The sequence below is a fragment of the Aquisalimonas sp. APHAB1-3 genome, assembly GCF_048323695.1.
Classification (GTDB): Bacteria; Pseudomonadota; Gammaproteobacteria; order Nitrococcales; family Aquisalimonadaceae; genus Aquisalimonas.
This window is the reverse complement of sequence record NZ_JBLWFT010000009.1, coordinates 37,269-60,741: the sequence shown is the minus strand read 5'-3', so window position 1 is coordinate 60,741 and position 23,473 is coordinate 37,269. Positions and strand designations below refer to the sequence as shown.

Here is a 23,473-nt window from a genome sequence, read left to right as displayed (position 1 = left end):
TGCATTTACCTGATCTTCAGTGAAGCGAGCCCGATCAGAACCAGAATCACGGTAATGATCCAGAACCGAACAATGACCCGAGGCTCGGGCCAACCCTTGAGTTCAAAATGGTGGTGCAGCGGCGCCATGCGAAACACGCGACGGCCGGTGAGCTTGAACGAGGCGACCTGGATCATCACGGAGATGGTCTCCATGACGAACACGCCCGCCATGATGAACAGCACGATCTCCTGTCGCGTGACCACGGCGACGATTCCCAGTGCGGCGCCGAGTGCCAGTGCGCCCACGTCGCCCATGAAGACCTGGGCGGGGTATGCGTTGAACCACAGAAAGCCGAGGCCGGCGCCCACCAGCGCGCCGCAGAAAATGACCACCTCGCCGACCCCCGGGACGAACGGAATCCCCAGGTAGTCGGCGAACTGGAAGTGGCCGGAGGCGTAGGCGAACACGCCCAGGGCACCCCCAACGAGGACGGCCGGGTTGATGGCCAGGCCGTCGAGCCCGTCCGTGAGATTGACCGCGTTGCTGGCGCCCACCACGACTAGGTAGGCCAGCGGAATGAAGAGCCAGCCGAGCTGCCAGCTCACGTCCTTGACGAACGGCAGGATCAGCTCGGTCTCCACCGTATTCTGGGCGGACAGGAACAGCGCCGCGGCCGCGGCCACCCCCACCACCGACTGCCAGAAGTACTTCTGCCGGGCAGGTAGCCCGCGACTGTTGCCGTAACGCAGTTTGAGGTAGTCGTCCACGCCGCCGATGACGCCGAAGGCCAGCGTGGTCATGAGCACGATCCAGACATAGCGGTTGGTCAGGTCCGACCACAGCAGTGTCGACACGGCAATGGCGACCAGAATCATGGCGCCGCCCATGGTGGGCGTACCGGCCTTGGACAGGTGGGACTCGGGACCGTCGTCACGGACCTGCTGCCCGATCTGGTGTTGGCCGAGCCGCCGGATGACGAATGGGCCGACAATGAAGGAGATCACCAACGCGGTGAGCACGCCCATGATGCCGCGCAGGGTGATGTACTGGAACACCCTGAACCCGCTGTAGAACTCTTCAAGCAATCCAAGTAGATGAAACAGCATGTCACCCGTCTCCGTCGGCCGTTTCCGGCTCTTCTAGTGCCCGCACCACCGCTTCCATCCCCATGCTGCGGGATCCCTTGATCAGCACGGTGGCCCCCGGGGTCAGTTCCTGTCTCGCGCTCGCCACCAGCGCATCCCGACCCGGAAAATGCTCTGCGCCGGCACCGAAAGCCTCCACGGCGGCGGCACTGAGCGGCCCGACAGCGAACAGCCGCGTCACCCCGGCGGCCCGCGCCTGACGGCCCGCCTCGGCGTGCAGGTCGGCCGCCTCGGCACCCAGCTCACCCATGTCCCCGAGAATGAGCCAGCGCGGCTCCCCGGCTTCGGCGAGCACGTCCAGGCCGGCTACCAGCGACGCCGGGTTGGCGTTGTAGGTATCGTCCAGCACTTCGCTGCCCGCCCGGCCGGCACGGCGGGTGAGGCGCCCGGCCGCGGGCCGGAACGCCTGCAGACCGTTACGGATGGCTTCCGGCGCGATCCCAAGCGCGTGCGCGGTGGCGGCGGCCGCCAGGGCGTTGGCCAGGTTGTGCCGACCCGGAACCGGGAGCACAAGCTCAAGGCGCTGGGTGCCCACGACCATGGTCACAGCTCCGTTGTCACGCTCGGCCATGACGTCGGCTTCATGTTCAAGCCCGAACGTGACCACGCGTCGCTGCCCGGCCAGCTCCCGCCAGAGGGGCGCATACCGGTCATCGGCGTTGATCACGGCGGTTGCGCCGGCGGGCAGATCCCGGAACAGCTCGCCCTTGGCCCGCGCGACGCCGTCGAGACTGCCAAAGCCCTCGAGGTGCGAGGGGCCGGCGTTGGTCACCACGCCCACGTCCGGTTCGACCATGGCGGTAAGCCGGGCGATTTCTCCGGCGTGGTTGGCCCCCATCTCGATCACCGCGAGCGCGTGCGCGTCGGTGAGCCGGAACAGGGTCAGCGGCACACCGATTTCGTTGTTGAGGTTGCCCTGGGTGAACAGCGTCGGCGCCCGCAGGGAGAGGATGCTGGTGAGCATTTCCTTGACGGTGGTCTTGCCGTTACTGCCCGTGACTGCGGCGACCTGCGCCCGTGCCCGGCGCCGCCAGAGCGTCGCCAGCTCGCCCAGGGCGCGCAGCGTGTCGCCGACCACCAGGCAGGGGCCGGTGATGCCGTCCGCACGCGCCACCAGCGCCGCGGCCGCGCCCTTGTCCAGGGCCTGCTGGGCAAACCGGTGACCATCGAACCGCTCGCCCTCCAGAGCCACGAACAGCGCGCCCTCCGGCACGTGACGGCTGTCGGTGGCCACACCCGTGAACGTCACCGACGGGCCCACCTGTCGAGCCCGGAGCGGCTCCACCAGATCATTGAGGGCGAAGTGGATCATGCGCGCCCTCCTGCCTGGATGTCCCGGGCGGTTTCGCGGTCGCTGAAGTGCTGCTTTCCCGTGGCGGTGGCCTGATCGGTCTCGTGACCCTTGCCGGCGATCAGGACCACGTCGCCCGGCCCCGCCTCTCGCAATGCGGTGGCAATCGCCTCGCCGCGGTCGCGAATAATCCGCGCGCCTTCGGGACGGCGCAAGCCGTTGCTGATCGCCGACACGATCGCATCCGGATCCTCCCCGCGCGGGTTGTCATCGGTGATGATGAGATGGTCAGCAAGGCGCTCGGCGGCGGCGGCCATCAGGGGACGCTTGCCGGTGTCGCGCTCACCACCGCAGCCGAATACGCACCACAGGCGGCCCTGCAGGTGCTCCCGCAGAGCGGCCAGAGCGGCTCGGAGTGCGCCGGGCGTGTGGGCATAATCCACCACGGCCAAAGGGCCATCGGCGCGGGGAAACGGTTCCATGCGCCCGGGGACCGAGCACACGCCCGCCAACGTCTGTTCAATCGCGGCGGCCCCGTAACCACGGCCCACCAGTGTGCCGATGACCGCCAACAGGTTGGCGGCGTTGAACCGGCCCAGCAGCGGCACGTCCAGATCGATGCGCCCCACCGGGGTCACCACCGTCATGCGCAGGCCGTCCGGCTGCGGCTTGAGCGATGTGCAGATGATCTCCGCGCTGGCGTTGGCATCCATGGAGTAGCCCATGACCCGCACGGGGCCATCCGCCAGCTCACGACCCAGGCGCACGCCGAGGGCATCGTCAAGATTGAGGACGGCCAGCCGCAGCCCCTGCGACTCGAACAGACGCCGCTTGGCGTCGGCATAGGCCTCCGGCGTTCCGTGATAATCCAGGTGATCACGGCCCAGATTGGTCAGTACGGCGGTATCGAACACCACCCCGCCGACCCGGTGCTGGACCAGTGCATGAGAGGAAACCTCCATGGCCACATGGGTCGCCCCCCGGTCCACCAGTTCCCGAAGCAGCGCCTGGGTGGCGGCGGCATCCGGGGTGGTCATGCCGGTATCGACGAGCGCCCCGGGAAACCCTGAACCGAGCGTGCCTAACAGGCCACAAGGCTCGCCGGCGCGTTGCAATGCCCCCGCGAGAAACTGCGTCACAGAGGTCTTGCCATCGGTTCCGGTCACGCCAATACAGCACAGCTGCGATGCCGGCTCCCGGTAGACACGGGCCGCAATGCCGCCCAGGTTGGCCTCCAGGGCCGGAACGGGGACAAGCGGCACGCCGGCCGCGCCGCAGACCTGCGTGGCGGCATCCGCGTCACCGCCGGTCGCCGGATCATGGAGCACCGCGGCCGGGGCCCGCTGCAGGGCCGTGTCCAGATGATCGAGGCCGTGGCTGCGGGCACCCTCCAGTGCCGCGAAAACGAATCCGCGTTGCACCCGGCGGCTGTCCACGGTAATCCCATGCACGGCCGCAGCGGGAACGCGGGAGATGCCGCCTACGCCGGCCAGTACGCTCTCCAGCGTGGTGGTCGCGGCCTGTTCACGTGCGGCACTCATGGCGACTCCTCGCCCATGGCCGTCAACGGCGTAGGCACGAGCTCGTCGTCGAGCCCGTCCGGCGCAATGTTGAGCAGCCGCAGGGCGCCGCCCATCACCTCCGCGAAAACGGGCGCAGCAACCTGCCCACCGTAGTACGCATCTCCCGAGGGCTCGTCGAGCATGACGACCATCACCAGCTCGGGGTCGCTGGCGGGGGCCATTCCGGCAAACCACGCCACGTAGCGATCATCGGAATACCCGCCTGCCGTGGACTTGCGCACCGTGCCCGTCTTGCCGGCCACGCGGTAGGCGGGAACGCTGGCCCGCGTTGCCGTACCGCCGGGGAGCACGGCCTGTTCAAGCATGTCACGGACGACCGACGCGGTGCCCGGCGTCATGACCCGCTCGTAGTACTCGGCCTCGTCCTGGCGCAGGAACGACGGCATGGGCATGCGGCCATCGCTGGCGATTGCGGAGTAGGCGCGCGCGAGCTGCATCGGGGTCGACGACAGGCCGTAGCCGAAGGCCAGGGTGGCGCGCTCCACGTCACCGCGTGGGGGCATATCCGACAGCCGCCCGGAACTCTCGCCCGGAAATCCCAGACCACTACGCTGCCCGAAACCGGCACGGTCCAGCATGCGCCAAAGCTGATGGTCGTCCATGTCCAGCGCCAGCTTGGCTGCACCGATGTTGCTGGACTTGCTCAGGACGGTGGACACGTCGATGCGGCCGTAGTCGCGGAGGTCATAGATGCCGTGGTTGCCGACCCGCAAGTACCCGGGCTCGGTGTCAAACTCGCTCTCCGGGGTAACAATCCCGGCGTCCAGGGCGGCGGCCACGGTAAACGGCTTGATGGTGGACCCGGGCTCATAGGCATCCACCACCGCCGAGTTGCGATGACTGCCCGGCTCCATCGCCCGACGATTGTTCGGGTTGAACGCCGGTTGATTGACCATGGCGAGAATCTCGCCGGTCTTCGGGCGCATAAGCACCAGGGAACCACCATCGGCGTCGTAGGTGTTCACAGCCTGCTTGAACTCGCGGTAGGCCAGGTACTGCAGACGCCGGTCGATACTGAGGCGCAGATCGCGCCCCGGGCGCGGCTCCCGGAGTTGCTCCACGTCTTCGATGATACGCCCGCGCTGATCCTGAAGCACGCGTTTGCGCCCGGGCTCGCCTCGCAACCATCCTTCGTAACCGAGTTCCAGCCCCTCCAGACCCACATCATCCACATCGGTGAACCCGAGCAACTGGCCTGTCACCTCACCTGCCGGATAGAAGCGGCGGTATTCGCGGCGGAGCGCAACACCGGGCAGATCCAGCGCCATCACCTCTTCCGCCCGGTGCGGCGGAATATGCCGGCGCAGGTAGACGAACTGCCGGTCGGCGCGCTCACGCAGTCGTTGTGCCAGTCGGGACGGATCAAGGTCCAGCGCCTCGGCCAGCTCCGGGAGCCGATCCGCGGCATCGAGCAGGTTGCCGGGATGCGCCCAGACCGAGTCCACAGGCGTGCTGATGGCAAGCGGCTCCCCTGTACGGTCGGTCAGCATGCCTCGGTGAGCCGGATCGGAGATCACGCGCAGGTGGCGCGCATCTCCCTGATGCTGAAGGAAGTCCTTGCGCACCACCTGCAGATCCACGGCACGCCCGAACGCACTGCCGGCCAGCAACGCAAACACCACCAGCACGGCGACGTAGCGCCAGTGCGGTGGCTGGTATGTCTGCCTGGCCGAATTACTGACCACCGGCGGCTCCTTCACGTTCGTATGCGATCATCAGTTCTGCTCCCGTCCGGTACGCCGAAGGATGATGACGTCATCCGGTCCGGGCATGACCATATCCAGCTCTTCCCGTGCCAGGCGCTCGACACGGCCGTGCGTCGCCCAGGCACCCTGTTCCAGCCGCAACATGCCCCATTCCGCGTCCAGGGCATCACGCTCGCGATTGAGCTCCTGCACCTCCGCGAACAGCAGACGGCTCTGGTGCTGGCTGTAGATCACCAGCACGGCCGATGCGGCCGTGGCTGCGGCCAGCAACAGCGCGCAGAGCACGGACCCGTTCACGGCAACCGCTCCGCGATGCGCATGACAGCGCTTCGCGCCCGCGGGTTTGTGCGCGTCTCGTCCTCGGAGGCACGCACCATTTTGCCGACCGGCTTGAGGCGCGCCTTCAGCCCCTCGGGCACCACCGGGATCTCTGGCGGCAGATCCCGCTGCTCGCCGGCGCCGCGGATGAAGCGCTTGACGATCCGGTCCTCCAGCGAATGAAAGCTGATCACCACCAGTCGCCCGCCGGGGGCGAGGCGATCACACACGGTATCGAGCAGCGCCTCCAGGTCGTCCAGCTCACCGTTGACGGCAATCCGCACCGCCTGAAATGTCCGTGTCGCCGGATGCTTGTGGCGATCCGGGTAGGGCACGGCCGTGCTCACCAGCGCCGCGAACCCGGCTGTTGTCTCCGGCAACTCCCCCGCCTCTCGCGCCCGGACAACCGCGCGCGCGATCCGTTTTGCGAAGCGCTCCTCGCCGTACACGCGGAGTACCCGGACCAGTTCCCGCTCCTCCACCGACGCCAGCCAGTCTCGGGCGGTAGGCCCGCGACTGGTATCCATGCGCATGTCCAGCGGGCCATCATGCAGAAAACTGAAACCCCGCTCCGGGTCGTCCAGCTGCGGTGACGAGACGCCGAGATCCAGCAGAATGCCGTCCACCGTCGCGACCCCATGACGGTCAAGTACAGTCGCCATTTCGGCAAACCGGCCATGATGAACACTGAGGCGGGCATCGTCGCCAAAACGGGCACGAGCGGCGGCGACCGCCTCCGGATCGCGGTCCAGCGCCCAGAGCCGACCGTCGGGACCGAGACGCTCGAGCACGGCGGCGGCGTGACCGCCCCGACCAAAGGTTCCGTCGACATACAGACCGCTCTGCCGCACGTTGAGCGCCTCCACTGCTTCGGCCAGCAGCACCGGCCGATGTTCGTGTTCAGCAGTCATGGCTCAGCGCGGATCACAGAGAGAGCTGCTGGAGCTCTTCCGGCATCCCCTCCTTGTCCGCAGCTGCCGACAGCCATTTGTCGAACTGTTCATTCCAGGCGTTCTCGTCCCATAGCTCGAAGCGCTTGCCCTGGCCGACCAGGACCACGTGTTTATCCAGCCCGGCAAACTCCCGCAGCGGGGGCGGCAACAGAATGCGTCCACTGCCATCTAGCTGGGCCTCGGTGGCGTAGCCGAGGTAGAGCCGCTGCAAGGAACGCGCATGCGCGTTCTGGGTGGGCAAGGCCATGAGCTTGTTCTCAACCTCTTCCCATTCGGGCAGCGGGTAGACCAGCAGACAACGCTCGGGATCCGCCGTTACCACGACCTCGCCCTCGCAGAAGCTCATGAGCCTGTCGCGGAAACGACTGGGAAAGCTCATGCGCCCCTTCGTATCGAGATTGAGATTGGAAACCCCCCGAACCCGAAACACGTTATCCCCGAGACCCCCTTTTGATCCATTTTGTGCCACTTCATCCCACTTCGCCACACTATAGGGAGCGCGTCTCCCACGTGTCAAGCTAAAGCAGGTGATTCTTTCTTGTATGACAATGACTTAAGAAACACGCCGTGTCGCCGCTGAACGACGATTTGGCACAGGAAGGAACAATCAGAAAATCAGCGTGTTACCCGATTCTGAAGAGAAGGGCTAAAAGGAAGCGGCATTAACTGGCGACAAACGCAGGAATTACAGAAGGAAGGGGTGAAACGAAAGCGCCCCGTACCCGCCGGATCGGCGGGTACGGGGCGCGGGAATGGGAACGGAGTCGGCCGATAAGCCGGGTTCTGTCGGTGGACAGTCATTCCTCTGGGACGCGCGTCACCGCGCGCCTCAAGCGACCTACCCGGGAGCGGTGCGGGCCACACCATCGCCCCCCTATTTGGTCTTGCTCCGGGTGGGGTTTACCGTGCCACGACGTGTTACCACGCGTGCGGTGCGCTCTTACCGCACCGTTTCACCCTTGCCTGTGCCCGCGAAGGGCCATCGGCGGTCTGCTCTCTGCTGCACTTTCCGTAGGCTCGCGCCTCCCAGGCGTTACCTGGCACCCTGCCCTGTGGAGCCCGGACTTTCCTCCACCAGCCGTCGGCTGGCAGCGACTGTCTGGCCAACTCCACCGTTGATGGTACCACGCCCGCTGCGGGTCAGTGTTCGCGCAGGGCCAGCGCGCGCTGGTACAGGGCGTTGCGGGGGGCCCCGAGAATGGAAGCGGCGACCGCGGCCGCCTTCTTGACAGGAAGCTCCGCCAACAACAACGCCAGGACACGGTCCTGCTCGGCCTGGTCGGCGTCCACTGCCGGCGCCCCCTCAATCACCAGGACGAACTCACCTCGCCGCTGATTGCTGTCCGCCTGCAACCACGCGAGCAGCTCGCCGAGCGGCAATGAGCGCACAGTCTCGAATGTCTTGGTCAGCTCCCGAGCGACCACCGCCTGACGCGCCGGACCGAATACGTCCACCATATCCTGCAGTGCAGCCTCGATCCGGTGCGACGACTCCAGCAGCACGAGCGTGCGCGGTTCCTCCCGCAACCCCTCCAGTGCACGGCGGCGCGGCCCTGAGCGGCCCGGCAGAAACCCCTCGAAGCAAAACCGGTCGGTGGGCAAACCGGAGACCGACAGAGCGGCAACGGGGCTGGAGACCCCTGGAATGGGCACGACCCGGATGCCAACCCGGTGAGCGGCACGTACAACGCGGAAGCCCGGGTCGCTGATCAGCGGCGTGCCGGCGTCGCTGATCAGCGCGATGCACTCACCCGACTGCAGCCGGGTCATCAGTGCGTCGACGCGCTCGTCCTCGTTGTGCTCGTGCAGGCTGAGCAGCCGCGCGCGCACCCCGAAGTGGGCCAGCAGGCGCCCACTGTGGCGTGTGTCCTCCGCGGCCACCAGATCCACCTGCCCGAGGACCTCGACGGCACGGGGCGTCATGTCCTGCAGATTCCCCATGGGCGTGGCGACGACGTACAAGGTGCCCGGTTGCGGCGACACGTTCCCCCCTGTCAGCGTTGCTGATAGACTCGAAGACCCTGCAGTACAACAGCTTGTGGCCGCATGCGCGGCAGGGTTGAGACTGCGATCGTGGCGACTCCGGCACGGACCGCCAACCCCGATTTTCCACCCGATAGTGACGGATCATCCATGCAGATGCACGACCAGTTTCCGCGGTGGACCGCCCGCGTCGCCATGATCCTGCTGCTGGCGATACTGACGGCCTGCGCCCCCCGGCCTGACGAACCGGACCGCCACCCGGCCGTGGAGACCGCGGAGGACGCCCTGTCCCGCGGCGACTTCGACACCGCCGTGGCCTCGTTCCTGGAGGCGGCGGAAGCGGAGGAGTCCCCGCTGCGGGAAGAGTACACGCTGATGGCCGCCGCTGCCCTGGTGGATTCCGGGGAGCCGGGGCGCGGGGAGCGAATGGCCGCCGACGTGCCGATCACGGAAGAGACCCCTGACGCGGTCACCGACTTCCGTAACGTCGTCCTCGCACGGGCCGCCCTTGCCGATGGCGATTACGAACGCAGCCTCGAACTGGTCGCCGAGCGACTGCCCAGCGAGACCGGGCGTGCGGCGGACCTGGTTGAAGTCAGGGCCGACGCCCAGTACCGACTGGGACGGCTGCTCGACAGCGCCGAGACCCGCGCCGGGCTGGAAGCACTCCTGCCCGACGGAGACCGGCTCGACCGCAATCGCCAGCGGCTGCAGGACACGCTTTCTGAAGTCCCCATGAGCCGCCTGCGCGAGATCATGCCGCCGGCTCCGGATATCTATGGCGGCTGGCTGGAGCTCACGTTCCTGGTCCGCAACTACCGGCTGGACCCGCCCCGCATGGAGGAGTCGGTGGAACTCTGGCGCGAGCGATTCCCGGATCATCCAGCTGCGGAAACCATTGCCGACAACATCATGGCCCGCTACCGGGAGGAAGTGCTGCGCCCCGAGCGGGTCGACCTTTTGCTGCCGCTGTCCGGATCCCTCGCCGACTCCGGCCGCGCAGTGAGAGATGGCTTCCTCGCCGCACGCCTCCAGCAGGGCGACGACGGCCCGGACGTGCGCATCCACGACATTGGCGACGACGGTGACGACCCCTGGGCCGCCTACATGAATGCCGTCCAGGGCGGCTCCGACCTGGTCATCGGGCCGCTGACCCGCCCGGCAGTCTCGGTGTTTGCCGAGACCCGTTCGCTCCCGGTACCCATGCTGGCGCTGAACAGCGCCGGGGGTCGCGACGATGTCCCCGGAAACCTCTTCCGCTTCGGCCTGTTACCGGAGCACGAGGCGCGCCAGGCGGCCCGGCATGCTCTGGCAGGCGGGCAGCGCCACGCCGTGATGCTGGTGCCCTCCAACGACTGGGGGCGCCGTGTCGCCGCCGCATTCACCGAGGAGTACGAGGACAACGGCGGCACCGTGCTCGCCCACGAACGCTACGAGAGCGACCGCACGGACTTCTCGCTCCCCATTCGCCGCATGCTCGCACTGGACGAGAGCGGCCAGCGCCAGCGGCGCCTGCAGAGCACCATTGGCCGCTCGGTGGAGTTCGAGCCGCGGCGGCGCATGGACGTGGACGTCATATTCATGGGCGCGTTTCCCCGCCAGGCGCGGCTGATCCGGCCGCAGCTCCGGTTCCATCACGCCCTGGACCTGCCGGTGATGGCTACGTCCCACGCCTGGGACGGACGAGACGACGTGGCGTCGGACCGGGACATGGCCGGCGTGGTCTTCTTCGACATGCCGTGGATGCTCGGCGAGGGCGACCGATTGCCCCCGACCCGCACCTCACTGGCAACTGCGTGGGATGACCGCGTGCAGCAGCATGCCCCCCTGTATGCCCTGGGAACCGACGCCTACCGCCTGATCCCGTACCTGGCCACCATGCGCGCCAACGACGGGGAGCGACTGGAGGGTGCGACCGGTCTGCTGCGGATCAGCGATGCCGGGGAAGTCCACCGGGAAGTCATGCCGGCGCGCTTCCACCGGGGCCGCGTGGAGCGGCTGCAGCTGGAGGACGACACACCACGACTGCCTGGGCTGGACACCGCGGGCGACGACGCCAACGGCGCCGGCGCCCCCGCCGAGGCGGATGGTATCGATGCCCGTAACGGGCTGGACGAGACGGATTTCAACGAGTGAATGAAGCGAGCCGCAGGGAAAGCGGCCAGACAGCCGAAGACACCGCCCGTCGCCACCTTGAAGCGCAGGGGCTGCGCCTGCTGGACCGCAACGTCCGCGCCCGCCGCGGGGAGATCGACCTGGTCATGGAAGACGGCGACGTCCTGGTGTTCGTGGAGGTGCGCTATCGCGGCGACCCGGCCCACGGCAGTGCGCTGGAGAGCATTGGCGCAACCAAGCAGCGACGGCTGATCCACGCGGCCAGCACCTACCTGCAGCGCCACCGCCTGGACCGTCCCTGCCGCTTCGACGTGGTCGCCATCACCGGCGAAACACTGGAGTGGGTCGCCAACGCCTTCGACGCGACCTGAGCGGATGCAGGAGGCCGCAGGCAGTGCTACATTCGCCGCCAAACAGGCCCAAGACAGAGATACCCGATGGATAGCCACGACCGCATCATTCAGCATTTTCACGACAGCATCCGCACGAAGCAGATGGCTATGGACGCCCTGGCGCAGGCCATCGTCGACGCGGGAGAGCTCATGGTCCGGTGCCTCAGCCGGGACGGCAAGATTCTCAGCTGCGGCAACGGTGGCTCGGCCGCGGACGCCCAGCACTTTTCCTCGGAACTGCTGAACCGTTTCGAGATGGAGCGCCCCGGGCTCCCTGCGCTGGCGCTGACCACGGACAGCTCCACGCTGACGTCCATCGCCAACGACGAGGCCTACGAGGAAGTCTTCGCGAAACAGGTCCGCGCTCTCGGGCAGAGTGGCGACGTGCTGCTCGCCATCAGCACCAGCGGCCAGTCACCGAACGTGGTTGCGGCCATCCGTGCGGCCCACGAGCGCGGCGTACATGTCGTGGCCTTCTCCGGCAAGGACGGCGGCCCCATCGCCGGCCTTCTCAAGGCGACCGACGTGGAGATCCGGGTTCCCTCCAACGTTACTGCGCGCATCCAGGAGGTCCACCTGCTGGTGATCCACTGCCTGTGCGATCTCATCGACCGGTCGTTGTTCGGTAGCGACTAGGCATGATCAGCCAGCGTTCCCGCGCTGCCATCATCGCCCTGCTGCTCGGGGCAGGTGCGGCCATGGCCGGCTGCGCGGGCACGGGTGAGAACGGGGACGCCGAGGCAGAAGCCGCTCTGGACAGTCGCTCGTTCATGGAACGCCTGTCGGACCAGCGCATCCGTTCTCGGATTCAAGCCGAGATTCTCAGCGACGACGAGCTACGGCACGAGTCGAATATACGCGTCACGGTATTCGAGGGCATTGCGCTGCTTACCGGGGAAGTGCCCTCACGGGAGGTCGGTCAGCGGATGGCCCGCCTGGCGCGCGAGGACAGCGGCGCGCGGCACGTCCACAACGAACTGGTCATCGCGGATATGAGCTCCGTGTTCGCCCGCAGTCGGGACCGCTTCATCAGTGCCCGGGCATCCACGCGCCTGTCATCCCTGGACGAGCCCGCGGACCTGAACCGGGATCGGGTCTACCTGTTCACGAACCGCGGCCGCATCTACCTAATGGGCCGCGTCACGCAGGAGGAGGCCGACGCGATCACGGAAGAGGTCCGCGCGATCGCCGGCGTGCGTGAGGTGGTCCGGGCCTTCGAATACGTGGATTGAGTGCGGGCTACTTGACGACGCGCAGATTTGGCCGGCGCGAGGTCTGCGACTGATTGTCGGTGGACTGCTCGCCGTCGCCGTCACCGGAAGGCGGCGGGTCGTCGTCGGTATCGTTGAACAGCATGCCCTGCCCGTTCTCCCGGGCATAAATGGCCATCACCGCACGCACCGGCACCTCCACATCCAGGGGCGTACCTCCGAAGCGGCCGCTGAAGGCGATCTGCTCGTTGCCCAACTCCAGGGCGCGCACCGCGCGTTCGGAGATGTTCAGTACGAGCCTGCCCTTGTCCGCAAACTCCATGGGCGCACGCAGTCCGTCCCGCGTGGCGTCCACGAGCAGGTAAGGGGTCAGATCATTGTCAATGATCCAGTCGTACAGGGCACGGATCAGATAAGGACGACTTGGCGTCATCGGGGCATCCATCACCATCAGACTCCCCGGGTCGAACCCGGAATTGTTCGTGTGCACGTGTTGCGGCCGCCGCGACCGCCGTCAGCCACGCATGGTTCGTTCGGCCTCGGTCAGACTGTTCCTGAAAACCTCGAGATCGAACAACCGCTCGCTGTATGCCTGCAACGCAGGGGCGGCGTCGCCCGGGTCGGCCCCCAACCGGGGCAGACGCCAGAGCAACGGCGCCAGGGCCACATCCATGACAGTGCGCTCTTCGCTCATGAACCACTCGTCCTGAGCAAAAAGTTCGTCCGCAGCCGTGAGCTCTTCACGCAGCGCCTGCGCGACTCGGTCGGGCGCTTCGGCCGTGCCCGATTCGAGCTGCTGCATCAGACCGTACCAGTCCCGCTCGATCCGGTACTGCACCAGCCGCGCCTTCGCCCGCGTCACCGGATCCACCGGCATCAGCGGTGGATGCGGGAACCGCTCGTCGAGGTACTCGATGATGATCTTGGACTCGTACAGGCACAGGTCCCGATCGACCAGCGTCGGCACTCCCCCGTAGGGATTAAGTTCCATGAGATCCTCCGGGATGGCGTTATCATCCACGGTATGGATCTCGGCCTGGATTCCTTTCTCGGCCAGAACAAAGCGAACCCGGTGGCTGAAGGGGCAGGTCGCCCCGGAGAAAAGAGTCATTACGGAACGCTTGTTCACTGAGGCCATTCGGCACTCCCGTGGGCTGTTGCTGCGCGCCGCCGGGCAACATGCCCGGCGGCGTTCGGATCAATGGACGTCCTTCCAGTATTCCTTCTTGAGGAAGTACGCCAGCACCGTGAATACACCGAAGAACAGCAGGACCCAGACCCCGAGACGCTGGCGCTCCGCCTTGATCGGCTCGGCGACATAGTCCAGGAAGTTGGTCAAATCCCGAGTCGCCTGCCGGTACTCGGATTCATCCATGGTGCCGGTCCCTTCTTCGACCTCGAAGCCAACCAGTACGTCCTCGCCATCCCGTTCTTCGTACACCGGGTGCTGCCGTCCCTGGAGCGTCTCCAGTACATGGGGCATGGCCGTACCGCCGATCACCGTGTTGTTGAAACCGGTGATGGTGCCCTCGTCGACGTAGAACCTGTTCAGGAACGTGTAGATGTAGTCCGGACCGTGACGGCGCGCAGTCAGGGACAGATCCGGCGCCGGCACGCCGAACCAGTTCTCGGCGTCGCTCTCGGACATGGCGTTGGTCATCTGCTCCTGAATCTGCGTCTCCGGCTTGAAGATGAGGTACTGCTCCACCAAGTCATCATCAATGCCGAGATCCTGACCAATTCGATTGTAGCGGATCAGCGACGCCTCGTGACAGGCCATGCAGTAGTTGGCGAACAACTTGGCGCCGCGCTGCAGTGACGGTTTGTCGTTGGGGTCCACGTCGACACTCATTCTGCTTTCAACGGCACCCCAGGCCGTCAGCGGCATCAACACGAGCGTCAGCATTAGCATTAGTTTTTTCATCAGGACGTCACCCTCTCGGGAACTGGCTTGGTCCTTTCCAGCCCGAAGGCCGTATAGACGAAAAGGAAGATGAAGTAGCCGAAATAGATCACCGTACCCAGCCGCGACAGCATCGTGTTCAGCCCGGTTGCCGGCTGGGTGCCCAAGTACGTGAGCAGCATGAAGCCGACAGCGAAGATGCCCAGGGCGATCTTGAAGCTCAGGCCACGATAGCGGATCGAGCGCACCTTGCCGCGGTCGAGCCAGGGCAACACGAACAGGATCATCACGGCCAGGCCCATGGCCAGCACGCCGCCGAACGTATCAGGGATGGCGCGCAGGATGGCGTAATAGGCCGCGAAGTACCAGACCGGCGCAATGTGATCCGGCGTCACCTGCGGGTTTGCTTCCTCGAAGTTCGGGTGCTCGATGAACATCCCCCAGAAATCGGGGATGTAGAAAACCACTACCGAGAACAGGATGAAGTAGACACCGACCCCGATAAGATCCTTCACCGTGTAGTACGGGTGGAAGGGAATCCCGTCCTTCGGAATGCCGTTGGCGTCCTTGTTCTTCTTGATGTCGATGCCGTCCGGGTTGTTCGACCCCACCTCGTGCAGCGCGAGGATGTGGGCCACCACCAGGAAGATGATCACCAGCGGCACCGCCACCACGTGCAGGGCGAAGAAGCGGTTCAGCGTCGCCTCGGAGATGACGTAGTCACCCCGGATCCAAAGCGCCAGGTCAGGCCCGATGACAGGGATGGCGCCGAACAGCGAGATGATCACCTGGCCGCCCCAGTAGGACATCTGCCCCCACGGCAACATGTAGCCCATGAACGCCTCGGCCATGAGCAGCACGAAGATCAGGCAGCCGAAGATCCACAGCAGTTCGCGCGGCTTCTGGTACGAGCCGTACATCAGCGCCCGGAACATGTGCAGATAGACCACGACGAAGAACGCGGACGCGCCGGTGGTGTGGATGTAGCGAATCAGCCATCCCCACTCCACATCGCGCATGATGTACTCCACCGACTCGAACGCGCGATCGCCGGAGGGGATGTAGTTCATGGTCAGAAAGATGCCCGACACCACCTGGATGACCAGCGTTAGCAGCGCCAGCGATCCGAAGTAGTACCAGAAATTGAAGTTCTTGGGCGCGTAATACTCCGAGACGTGCTCGCGCCACATCTTGGTGAGCGGGAAGCGGTCATCGATCCAGCCGACCAGCCCCCCCGATCTGGTCTCGCTCATCAGGCGTCTCCTTCTTCGTCTTCGCCCACCAGGACGGTGTCGTCATCCATGAAGTAGTAGGGCGGCACCTCCATGTTCTTGTCCGCCGGGACGCCGCGGAACACACGCCCCGCGAGGTCGAAATAGGAGCCATGACACGGACAGAAAAAGCCCCCCGGCCATTCCCCGTCCATGCCTTCCGGCGTCTGATCTGGCCGGAACAACGGCGAACAGCCCAGGTGCGTGCAGATCCCGACCATCACCATGAGCTCGGGCTCGATGGACCGGTGGGTATTGCGCGCATACTCGGGCTGCTGCGGCTCGTCGGAGTCCGGATCGCGCAGGCGATCCCGGATCCCCTCGAGATCCTCAAGGTTCTCGTCCGTGCGGCGGAACAGCCATACGGGGTCACCACGCCATTTGACGTTGATCAGCTCTCCCGGCTCCAGGCCAGTAATATCCACTTCGACCGGGGCACCGGCTGCCTGGGCCCGAGCACTCGGACGCCAGTAGCTGATAAACGGTACCGCGAGAAACGCGGCGCCCGCTCCACCGACCACGGACGTTGCCGCAGTCAGAAAGCGGCGCCTGCTCTTGTCCGCGCCTTCCTGATTCATTGCTGCCCCCTACTGGGTTTTAGCCACCTGACTCGATGGTGTCTTGCGAAAACGAACTGCCTGTTGTGGCGGGTTGCCGCGCCCCGGATCCCATCGCCCTTCCGGGCACAGAACGCCTGCGGGAGGCCGCTAGCGCATATCGAAGGCACAATCGCCCCATGTACCCCCGCTGGCACGGCGCACAAGGATCCGACATCCGGCCTGCCGGGTCAAGCCAACGCCCCTCCCACGCCCACTTCATCTACCTATTCTGACACCGTTCCGAGGCGTTGTTCAGCGCGCTGTTTCACGTTCGAGCCATGCACCTGCATCATGCCGGGCTGTCGATGTCGATGAAGTGGTGCTCCAGATCGAAACGCGCGGCCAGATGCTCACCTAGCGCTCGCGCGCCGCCACGCTCGGTGGCGTGGTGCCCGGCAGCCAGGTAATGCAGGCCACACTCCCGGGCAGTATGGACTGTCGGCTCGGAAATCTCGCCCGAGAAGTAGAGATCCACGCCCAGCGTTGCCACATGATCGATGAACCCCTGGGCGCCACCGCTGCACCAGGCGACACGGCGCACGGGATGGTCACCGCCGGCTACCACGGTAGGCTGCCGGCCCAGCGCCGCCGCCACACGCTCCGCGAACGCGTCCAACGGTAACGGCTCGCGCGGTGCGCCGAGCATGCCCAGCGGACGATACGTGCCCGTCTCGAATGTGCCGGTCACCGTCAGGTCGAGATCACCGGCAAGACAGGCGTTATTGCCCAGTTCGGCGTGGGCGTCGAGAGGCAGATGGTAGGCGAACAGGCTCATGTCATTCGTGAGCAGCGTGCGCAGCCGCTCGGCCTTCATCCCGTTGATACACGGGCTCTCCCCCTTCCAGAAGTAGCCGTGATGCACCAGCACCGCATCGGCGTCCAGCCGCACCGCCTCATCAAGCAGGGCCTGACAGGCGGTCACGCCGGAGACCAGCCGGCGCACGGGGCGCCGCCCCCGCACCTGCATGCCGTTGGGGGCGTAGTCCTGAAATGCCTGTGCGTCGAGCAGTCGATCCGCATAGGCGGCAAGATTTTCCGGCTCCATGATTCCCTCCCGGTTCACATCTCGATCAGACAGATGGTTCCGCCTCGCGGCCAAGCCGTTACAATGTTCGACGGATTTTACACTGATGGCCCCGGACACAGACATGCAGACTCGACGCGCAATGCGCTTTCTCCTGACCTACTCGCTGCTCGGCATGGTGGCGGCCGCAATGATCATCTGGTTCTTCCCCGGGGTCCTAGGCCTGCCCGGGGAGCCGCTCAGGACGATCACCGTTCAGCAGGCCCCCGAGACGGCCGCGGACGACGACGGACGGCCAGTGCGCGAACAGGGCCCGGCGTCCTACGCCGATGCGGTCGATGCGGCGGCACCAGCGGTGGTGAACATCTTCACCGCCACCCGTGTGGCACGCGGTGAACACTCCATGTATGACGATCCGCTATTTCGCGAGTTCTTCGGCGAGCGTGACCGGGACGACGAGCAGACGGACACCAACCTGGGCTCCGGAGTCATCATCAGCGACAGCGGGTTCATTCTCACCAGCAACCACATCGTCGAGGGTGCGGACGCCATCCAGGTCTCCCTCAACGACGGCCGCGCGGGCGAGGCGCAGGTCGTCGGCACCGACCCGGAAACGGACCTGGCGGTGCTTGCCCTTGACATGGACGATCTGCCGGTCATCACCGTGGGCCGCTCGGAAGAGCTACGGGTGGGCGACGTGGTGCTCGCCATCGGTAACCCGTTCGGTGTCGGCCAGACCGTCACCCAGGGTATCGTCAGCGCCACGGGCAGGAGCCGCCTGGGGCTGACCACATTCGAGAACTTCATTCAGACGGATGCCGCCATCAACCCGGGCAACTCCGGGGGCGCGCTCATCAACGCCCACGGTGACCTGATCGGCATCAACACCGCCATCTTCAGCCGCTCGGGCGGCTCTCACGGCATCGGGTTCGCGATTCCCGCCATGCTGGCCCAGGGCGTCATGGAGAGCATCATTGAGCAAGGCCGGGTCATCCGGGGCTGGGCCGGCGTCGAGGTGCAGGACATCACGCGATCGCTGGCCGAGTCGTTCGAACTCGACTCCCAGGACGGCGTCCTGATCGCGGGCGTCATGCGCGACGGCCCGGCCGACGCGGCGGGCCTGCAGCCGGGCGACATCGTGCTGTCGGTGGATGGCGAACGGCTCCGCAACAGCCAGGATCTGCTGATGCGGATCACCGAGCGCTCGCCGGACACGGAGGTCACCATCGTCGGGAAACGTGATGGTGAGGAGTTCGAACGCGCACTGACCGTGCAGGAACGGCCGGCGGCCCGGGAGCTGCGCCGCCAGTGAGCGGCAACCCGGAGCCCGTCAGCCGATGACGGCGTCCAGGGCCGTGAGGAAGCGCGCATTCTCCTCGGCCCTGCCCACGGTGACCCGCAGGCAGTCCGAGAGCAGCGGGTGGCTGCCATCGAGATTCTTGATCAATACGCCACTCTCCCGGAGTGACGCGTGAATCCCGCCAGCCTGGCCGGGTTGTGCGCGGAAGGTGATGAAATTCGCTTCGCTGGGCCACACCCGTAGCCCCGGCCGGGTACACAACGCCTCGAACAGCCGCTCCCGCTCTACCCGCAACGCCTCGGTCTGGGCACGCAGGCGGTCACCATGCTCCAGGGCAAAGGCCGCGCTGGCCTGGGTGAGCACGTTGATGTTGTACGGCAGACGACACTTCTCCAGCTGCACCAGCCAGTCCGGATGGCCGGCCAGATAACCCAGGCGCAGCCCGGCCAGCCCCATCTTGGAGACGGTGCGCATCACCAGCAGGTGGTCGTAGCGCTCCAGAGCAGACATCCAGGTGCGGCCGCAGAACGGCTCGTACGCCTCGTCAATGACCACCACGCCGGGGGCAGCCTCGATCACGGCCTCCATGGCGGCGGCATCGAAGGCGTTGCCCGTGGGGTTGTTCGGGTAGGCCAGATAGATCACCGCCGGCTGGTGCCGGGCAATCGCCGCCAGCATGGCGCCCTGATCCAGCGCGAAATCGTCGCCCGACAGCGGCACTTCCTGGTACTCCAGCCCCGTGAACGCGGCGATGAGCCGGTACATGGCGAATCCAGGCCCCGGCGCCATGACCACCCGCCCCTCACCGCCCAGAGCGAGTGCGAGGAGCTGGATCAGTTCATCGGAGCCGTTGCCCAGGAGCAGGCCGGCGGCATCGGGCACACCACCATCCCGGCGGAGCTGCGCCTTGAGCGCCGCTGCCGTAGGGTCGGGGTATCGGTTGGCAGTGACGTCCGCCAGCACCGCAAGCCAGTCGTCCCGTAGCTCGCCGGGCCACGGGTAGGGATTCTCCATGGCATCGAGCTTGACCATGCCCTGTGCCGGCGGCACGTGATACGCCTGCACGGCCTGCACGGCCGGCCGCACCAGGCGCGTGATCCGGGCGTTGCGGTCGTCACTCCTGCTCATGCGCCCGCACCCGGTAGGCGGCGGATTCGGCGTGGGCGGTCAGCCCCTCCGCGTGGGCGAGCACCGCAGCGACACGCCCGTGCTCGGCGGCACCCGCCGGCGTTGCCTGGATCAGGCTGCTGCGCTTCTGGAAGTCGTAGACGCCCAGCGGCGAGGCAAACCGCGCCGTGCCCGAGGTGGGCAGAACGTGGTTCGGCCCGGCACAGTAGTCACCGAGAACCTCCGGCGTATGCCGCCCGAGGAAGATGGCGCCGGCGTGCCGGATCCGCTCCGCCATCTTCTGTGGCTGCGCCACGGACAGTTCCAGGTGCTCCGGCGCAACGGTGTTGGTCACCTCTTCCGCCTCCACCAGATCGCGCACGCAGATCAGCGCACCGCGGTTCGCCAGGGCCGCACGGATGATGTCCGAGCGCTCCATGGTCGGCAGCAGCCGCTCCATGGACTGCTGGACCTGGTCCAAGTAGAGCGCATCCGGACACACCAGCACCGCACGCGCTACCTCGTCGTGCTCCGCCTGGGAGAACAGATCCATGGCGATCCAGTCCGGATCGGTCTGGCCATCACAGATGATGAGGATCTCCGACGGCCCCGCGATCATGTCGATGCCGACGCGGCCGAAAACTCGCCGCTTCGCCGCCGCCACGTAAGCATTGCCTGGGCCCACGATCTTGTCCACGGCCGGGATGGTCGCCGTGCCGTAGGCGAGCGCGGCAATGGCCTGGGCGCCGCCGATGGTGTAGACGCGGGTGACGCCGGCCAGATGGGCCGCCGCCAGCACCAGAGGATCCAGTTCGCCGTCCGGCGCCGGCACGACCATGACGATATCCGACACGCCGGCCACGCAGGCGGGTACCGCGTTCATGAGCACGGACGACGGATACGCCGCCTTGCCGCCGGGCACGTAGAGGCCGACGCGATCCAGAGGGGTCACTTTCTGGCCGAGCATGGTGCCGTCGGCCTCGGTGTACTCCCACGACTCCATGCGCTGGCGTTCCGCATAGGCGCGGATACGCTCCTCGGCCCGGGTAAGCGCGGCACGCTGTTCCTCGTCCAGGCTCTCGAACGCCGCCCGCAGCCGCTCCGGCGCCACCTCGAGCTCGGCCACCGTGGATGCATCCAGACGATCGAGCTCGCTGGTATAGCGCAAAACCGCGGCATCGCCCTCCTTGCGGACGGCGGCCAGAATGGCCGTCACGGTATCCTCGACGGCCGTGTCGGTCTCGGTCTCGTCACTGGTCAGACGGGCCAGGGACTCCCAGAAATCGGGCTGGGTGGTGCTCAGTCGGGTGATCTCCAGCATCTCCCTATCCCCCTGTCAGGCCGCACGTCCGCCGACGGCGTCGGCCAGGCGTTCGGTGAATGCCTTGATGCGGCGGTGCTTCATCTTCATCGCCGCCTTGTTGACGATCAGCCGGGAGCTGATGTCGGCGATATGCTCGAGCGGCTCCAGGCCGTTGGCACGCAGTGTATTCCCGGTATCCACCAGATCCACGATGAGGTCCGACAGGCCGGCGATGGGCGCGAGTTCCATGGAGCCGTACAGCTTCACCGTCTCCACCTGACGCCCCTGCTCGGCGAAGTAGCGCCGGGCGATGTTCACGAACTTGGTGGCCACCCGAACTTTGCCCCGCCCCGCGTTGGCACCGGGAAAGCCGGCGACCATCATGCGGCAACGGGCGATACCGAGATCCAGGGGCTCATAGAGTCCCTCGCCTCCATGCTCCAGCAGCACGTCCTTGCCGGCAACCCCCACGTCGGCCGCGCCGTACTCCACGTAGGTGGGCACATCCGTGGCGCGCAGGATGACCAGCTTCACCACCGGGTCGGTGGTGTCGAGCACTAGCTTGCGACTGCGGCCCGGATCGTCCGTGGGCTCAATGCCAGCCTGCGCCAGCAACGGCAGCGTGTCCTCCAGGATGCGCCCCTTGGACAGCGCGATGGTCAGGGAATCCGCCATGACTTGTTGCCTCTCCAACTGCCGTCAGGCCGGCACACGGCGGATTTCGGCGCCAAGCTGTGCCAGCTTCTCCTCAATGCATTCGTAACCGCGGTCGATGTGGTAGATGCGATCGACCTCGGTCTCGCCCTCGGCCACCAGCCCGGCCAGCACCAGGCTGGCCGAGGCGCGCAGATCCGTGGCCATGACCGGCGCCCCCTTCAGTGCGTCGACGCCGCGGCTGATGGCCGTGTTGCCCTCGAGCCGGATATCCGCCCCCATGCGCTGCATCTCCAGCACGTGCATGAAGCGGTTCTCGAAGACGGTTTCGGTGACGGTGGCGCCGCCTTCGGCCACGGCATTGAGCGCGCAGAACTGGGCCTGCATGTCCGTGGGAAACGCGGGATACGGGGCGGTACGCAGGCTCACCGCCTTCGGCCGCCGCCCGTGCATGTCGAGGGTGATGGCATCGTCGGTGACGTCGATCTCCGCTCCGGTTTCGCGCAACTTCTGCAGCACCGCGTCCAGCAGCCCGGCGCGTGTGTCACGCAGGTGCACGCGGCCGCCGGTCATCGCTGCGGCCACCAGGTAGGTGCCCGTCTCGATGCGGTCCGGGAGCACTTGGTATTCGGTGCCATGGAGACGCTCCACCCCTTCGATGGTAATGGTATCCGTACCTGCGCCACTGACCCGTGCGCCCATGGCATTGAGGCAGTCTGCCAGATCCACCACCTCGGGCTCGCGAGCGGCGTTCTCGATGACCGTCGTGCCCTCCGCCAGGGTCGCGGCCATCATGAGATTCTCCGTCCCCGTAACGGTGATCAGGTCCAGCACGATCCGCGCCCCCTTGAGCCGGCTTGCCCGGGCACGGATGTAGCCGCCCTCGACGGTGATGTCCGCGCCCATGGCGCTCAGCCCGTCAATGTGCAGGTTCACCGGCCGTGAACCGATGGCGCAGCCACCCGGCAGGGAGACGTCCGCCTGGCCGTAGCGCGCCAGCAGCGGGCCCAGCACGAGTATGGACGCACGCATGGTCCGCACCAGCTCATAGGGCGCGTAAAGGCTGTCGATGGTGGTCGGATCCACCTCAATGCTCATGCGCTCGTCCACCGTCAGCCGAACGCCCATGCGCCCCAGCAGTTCCATGGTGGTGGTGATGTCGTGCAGGTGGGGGATGTTGCCAATGGTCATCGGGCCATCGGCCAGCAGAGTCGCCGAGAGAATCGGCAACGCCGCGTTCTTGGCCCCGGAGATACGGATGCTGCCGTCCAGCGCCCCCCCGCCGTTGATAGTGAGTTTCTCCATTGATCGAATCCGGTATGCAAGCGGGGCGAACGGCCCCGGGAGAGGGTCAGCCCTGCTCCTGGTCCCACTGCTCGGGGGTCAGGGTGCGCATGGACAACGCGTGTAGCTCGTCGGAGTGGATGTGCTGCTCCAGCACACCGTAGACGAGCCGATGCCGAGCGAGAGGCGCCTTTGTCTCGAACGCGGGGCTGACGATCACGGCCTGGAAATGGCGGCCGTCGCCCTGAACGGTGGCGTGACAGTCCGGCAGGCCGTCCTCGATCAGCTTCTTGATTTCCTGGGGCTCCATCATGACGAGCCGGTACTCCTGTGTGCAGTGTTCGACCAA

Annotated in this window: 24 protein-coding genes and 1 other RNA gene; 5 read left to right on the top strand and 20 right to left on the bottom strand. The window is 66.3% G+C overall.

Translation table 11 applies throughout. The features are described from left to right. Window positions 1–5 precede the first annotated feature (5 nt). The 9 genes from mraY to rsmI all read right to left on the bottom strand — a co-directional run bounded on the left by mraY (window position 6) and on the right by rsmI (window position 8,961). Entirely contained in the window at window positions 6–1,088 is a 1,083-nt protein-coding gene (mraY, locus tag ACNSTU_RS13220; RefSeq protein ID WP_290634544.1) for a phospho-N-acetylmuramoyl-pentapeptide-transferase, read from the bottom strand. Window position 1,089: 1 nt separating this feature from the next. Further along, window positions 1,090–2,439 (bottom strand): UDP-N-acetylmuramoyl-tripeptide--D-alanyl-D-alanine ligase, encoded by a 1,350-nt coding sequence (locus ACNSTU_RS13215; protein WP_418212455.1) that lies wholly within the window; start codon window positions 2,437–2,439, stop codon window positions 1,090–1,092. Beyond that, window positions 2,436–3,959 (bottom strand): UDP-N-acetylmuramoyl-L-alanyl-D-glutamate--2,6-diaminopimelate ligase, encoded by a 1,524-nt coding sequence (locus tag ACNSTU_RS13210; RefSeq protein WP_290634539.1) that lies wholly within the window; start codon window positions 3,957–3,959, stop codon window positions 2,436–2,438. Before ACNSTU_RS13210 ends, ACNSTU_RS13215 begins: the two co-directional genes overlap by 4 nt. Next, window positions 3,956–5,686, bottom strand: a complete 1,731-nt coding sequence (locus ACNSTU_RS13205) for a peptidoglycan D,D-transpeptidase FtsI family protein (RefSeq protein WP_290634537.1) — start codon at window positions 5,684–5,686, stop codon at window positions 3,956–3,958. Before ACNSTU_RS13205 ends, ACNSTU_RS13210 begins: the two co-directional genes overlap by 4 nt. Window positions 5,687–5,716: 30 nt before the next feature. Continuing rightward, window positions 5,717–6,004, bottom strand: coding sequence for a cell division protein FtsL (ftsL, locus tag ACNSTU_RS13200; protein ID WP_290634535.1), 288 nt, complete (start codon window positions 6,002–6,004; stop codon window positions 5,717–5,719). Beyond that, on the bottom strand, window positions 6,001–6,936 hold the full coding sequence (gene rsmH, locus ACNSTU_RS13195; RefSeq protein ID WP_290634533.1) for a 16S rRNA (cytosine(1402)-N(4))-methyltransferase RsmH: 936 nt from the start codon (window positions 6,934–6,936) through the stop codon (window positions 6,001–6,003). The genes ftsL and rsmH overlap by 4 nt, the downstream gene beginning before the upstream one ends. 13 nt (window positions 6,937–6,949) lie before the next feature. Continuing rightward, the gene (gene mraZ / locus ACNSTU_RS13190) at window positions 6,950–7,408 is read right to left on the bottom strand and encodes a division/cell wall cluster transcriptional repressor MraZ (RefSeq protein ID WP_290634531.1); all 459 of its coding nucleotides are present in this window, start codon (window positions 7,406–7,408) and stop codon (window positions 6,950–6,952) included. A 326-nt stretch (window positions 7,409–7,734) separates the two neighbouring features. Then, window positions 7,735–8,089: RNase P RNA component class A (rnpB, locus tag ACNSTU_RS13185), an RNA gene on the bottom strand. Window positions 8,090–8,118: 29 nt separating this feature from the next. Beyond that, window positions 8,119–8,961 carry a 16S rRNA (cytidine(1402)-2'-O)-methyltransferase gene (rsmI, locus tag ACNSTU_RS13180; RefSeq protein WP_290634529.1) on the bottom strand — a complete coding sequence of 281 codons (843 nt, stop codon included), beginning with the start codon at window positions 8,959–8,961 and terminating at the stop codon, window positions 8,119–8,121. A 150-nt stretch (window positions 8,962–9,111) separates the two neighbouring features. Between rsmI and ACNSTU_RS13175 the strand changes: the two genes are divergently transcribed. From ACNSTU_RS13175 to ACNSTU_RS13160, 4 genes are all read left to right on the top strand, one after another. Next, the gene (locus ACNSTU_RS13175) at window positions 9,112–11,097 is read left to right on the top strand and encodes a penicillin-binding protein activator (RefSeq protein WP_290634526.1); all 1,986 of its coding nucleotides are present in this window, start codon (window positions 9,112–9,114) and stop codon (window positions 11,095–11,097) included. Beyond that, window positions 11,094–11,447, top strand: coding sequence for a YraN family protein (locus ACNSTU_RS13170; RefSeq protein WP_290634524.1), 354 nt, complete (start codon window positions 11,094–11,096; stop codon window positions 11,445–11,447). Before ACNSTU_RS13175 ends, ACNSTU_RS13170 begins: the two co-directional genes overlap by 4 nt. 66 nt (window positions 11,448–11,513) lie before the next feature. Beyond that, complete coding sequence (locus ACNSTU_RS13165; protein ID WP_418212454.1) at window positions 11,514–12,104, top strand: phosphoheptose isomerase; 591 nt, start codon at window positions 11,514–11,516, stop codon at window positions 12,102–12,104. 2 nt (window positions 12,105–12,106) lie between these two features. Continuing rightward, window positions 12,107–12,700: a BON domain-containing protein gene (locus ACNSTU_RS13160; protein ID WP_290634520.1), complete on the top strand. Its 594-nt coding sequence runs from the start codon at window positions 12,107–12,109 to the stop codon at window positions 12,698–12,700. A gap of 7 nt (window positions 12,701–12,707) precedes the next feature. Here the strand turns inward: ACNSTU_RS13160 and ACNSTU_RS13155 are convergent, their stop codons facing one another. The 6 genes from ACNSTU_RS13155 to ACNSTU_RS13130 form a co-directional block, all read right to left on the bottom strand. Continuing rightward, the gene (locus tag ACNSTU_RS13155; RefSeq protein ID WP_290634518.1) at window positions 12,708–13,112 is read right to left on the bottom strand and encodes a ClpXP protease specificity-enhancing factor; all 405 of its coding nucleotides are present in this window, start codon (window positions 13,110–13,112) and stop codon (window positions 12,708–12,710) included. Window positions 13,113–13,193: 81 nt separating this feature from the next. Further along, window positions 13,194–13,817 (bottom strand): glutathione S-transferase N-terminal domain-containing protein, encoded by a 624-nt coding sequence (locus ACNSTU_RS13150; protein WP_290634516.1) that lies wholly within the window; start codon window positions 13,815–13,817, stop codon window positions 13,194–13,196. 60 nt (window positions 13,818–13,877) lie between these two features. After that, window positions 13,878–14,603 carry a cytochrome c1 gene (locus ACNSTU_RS13145; RefSeq protein ID WP_290634514.1) on the bottom strand — a complete coding sequence of 242 codons (726 nt, stop codon included), beginning with the start codon at window positions 14,601–14,603 and terminating at the stop codon, window positions 13,878–13,880. Continuing rightward, window positions 14,603–15,835: a cytochrome b gene (locus ACNSTU_RS13140; RefSeq protein ID WP_091641633.1), complete on the bottom strand. Its 1,233-nt coding sequence runs from the start codon at window positions 15,833–15,835 to the stop codon at window positions 14,603–14,605. The genes ACNSTU_RS13145 and ACNSTU_RS13140 overlap by 1 nt, the downstream gene beginning before the upstream one ends. Continuing rightward, the gene (petA, locus tag ACNSTU_RS13135) at window positions 15,835–16,431 is read right to left on the bottom strand and encodes a ubiquinol-cytochrome c reductase iron-sulfur subunit (RefSeq protein ID WP_290634510.1); all 597 of its coding nucleotides are present in this window, start codon (window positions 16,429–16,431) and stop codon (window positions 15,835–15,837) included. Before petA ends, ACNSTU_RS13140 begins: the two co-directional genes overlap by 1 nt. Window positions 16,432–16,741: 310 nt before the next feature. Continuing rightward, entirely contained in the window at window positions 16,742–17,497 is a 756-nt protein-coding gene (locus tag ACNSTU_RS13130) for a Nif3-like dinuclear metal center hexameric protein (RefSeq protein WP_290634509.1), read from the bottom strand. A 103-nt stretch (window positions 17,498–17,600) separates the two neighbouring features. Here ACNSTU_RS13130 and ACNSTU_RS13125 point away from each other — a divergent pair, with 103 nt between their 5' ends. Then, the gene (locus ACNSTU_RS13125) at window positions 17,601–18,788 is read left to right on the top strand and encodes a S1C family serine protease (protein WP_290636933.1); all 1,188 of its coding nucleotides are present in this window, start codon (window positions 17,601–17,603) and stop codon (window positions 18,786–18,788) included. An 18-nt stretch (window positions 18,789–18,806) separates the two neighbouring features. Here the strand turns inward: ACNSTU_RS13125 and hisC are convergent, their stop codons facing one another. Genes hisC through ACNSTU_RS13100 form a run of 5 tightly spaced genes read right to left on the bottom strand, consistent with a single transcriptional unit; the run spans window position 18,807 to window position 23,437 of the window. Beyond that, entirely contained in the window at window positions 18,807–19,904 is a 1,098-nt protein-coding gene (gene hisC, locus ACNSTU_RS13120; protein ID WP_290634505.1) for a histidinol-phosphate transaminase, read from the bottom strand. Then, window positions 19,891–21,204, bottom strand: coding sequence for a histidinol dehydrogenase (gene hisD / locus ACNSTU_RS13115; RefSeq protein WP_290634503.1), 1,314 nt, complete (start codon window positions 21,202–21,204; stop codon window positions 19,891–19,893). The genes hisC and hisD overlap by 14 nt, the downstream gene beginning before the upstream one ends. Window positions 21,205–21,219: 15 nt before the next feature. Further along, on the bottom strand, window positions 21,220–21,861 hold the full coding sequence (hisG, locus tag ACNSTU_RS13110) for an ATP phosphoribosyltransferase (RefSeq protein WP_290634501.1): 642 nt from the start codon (window positions 21,859–21,861) through the stop codon (window positions 21,220–21,222). Between the two features lie 24 nt (window positions 21,862–21,885). Beyond that, complete coding sequence (murA, locus tag ACNSTU_RS13105) at window positions 21,886–23,145, bottom strand: UDP-N-acetylglucosamine 1-carboxyvinyltransferase (RefSeq protein ID WP_290634499.1); 1,260 nt, start codon at window positions 23,143–23,145, stop codon at window positions 21,886–21,888. Between the two features lie 46 nt (window positions 23,146–23,191). Then, on the bottom strand, window positions 23,192–23,437 hold the full coding sequence (locus tag ACNSTU_RS13100; protein WP_290634496.1) for a BolA family protein: 246 nt from the start codon (window positions 23,435–23,437) through the stop codon (window positions 23,192–23,194). Window positions 23,438–23,473 lie beyond the last annotated feature (36 nt).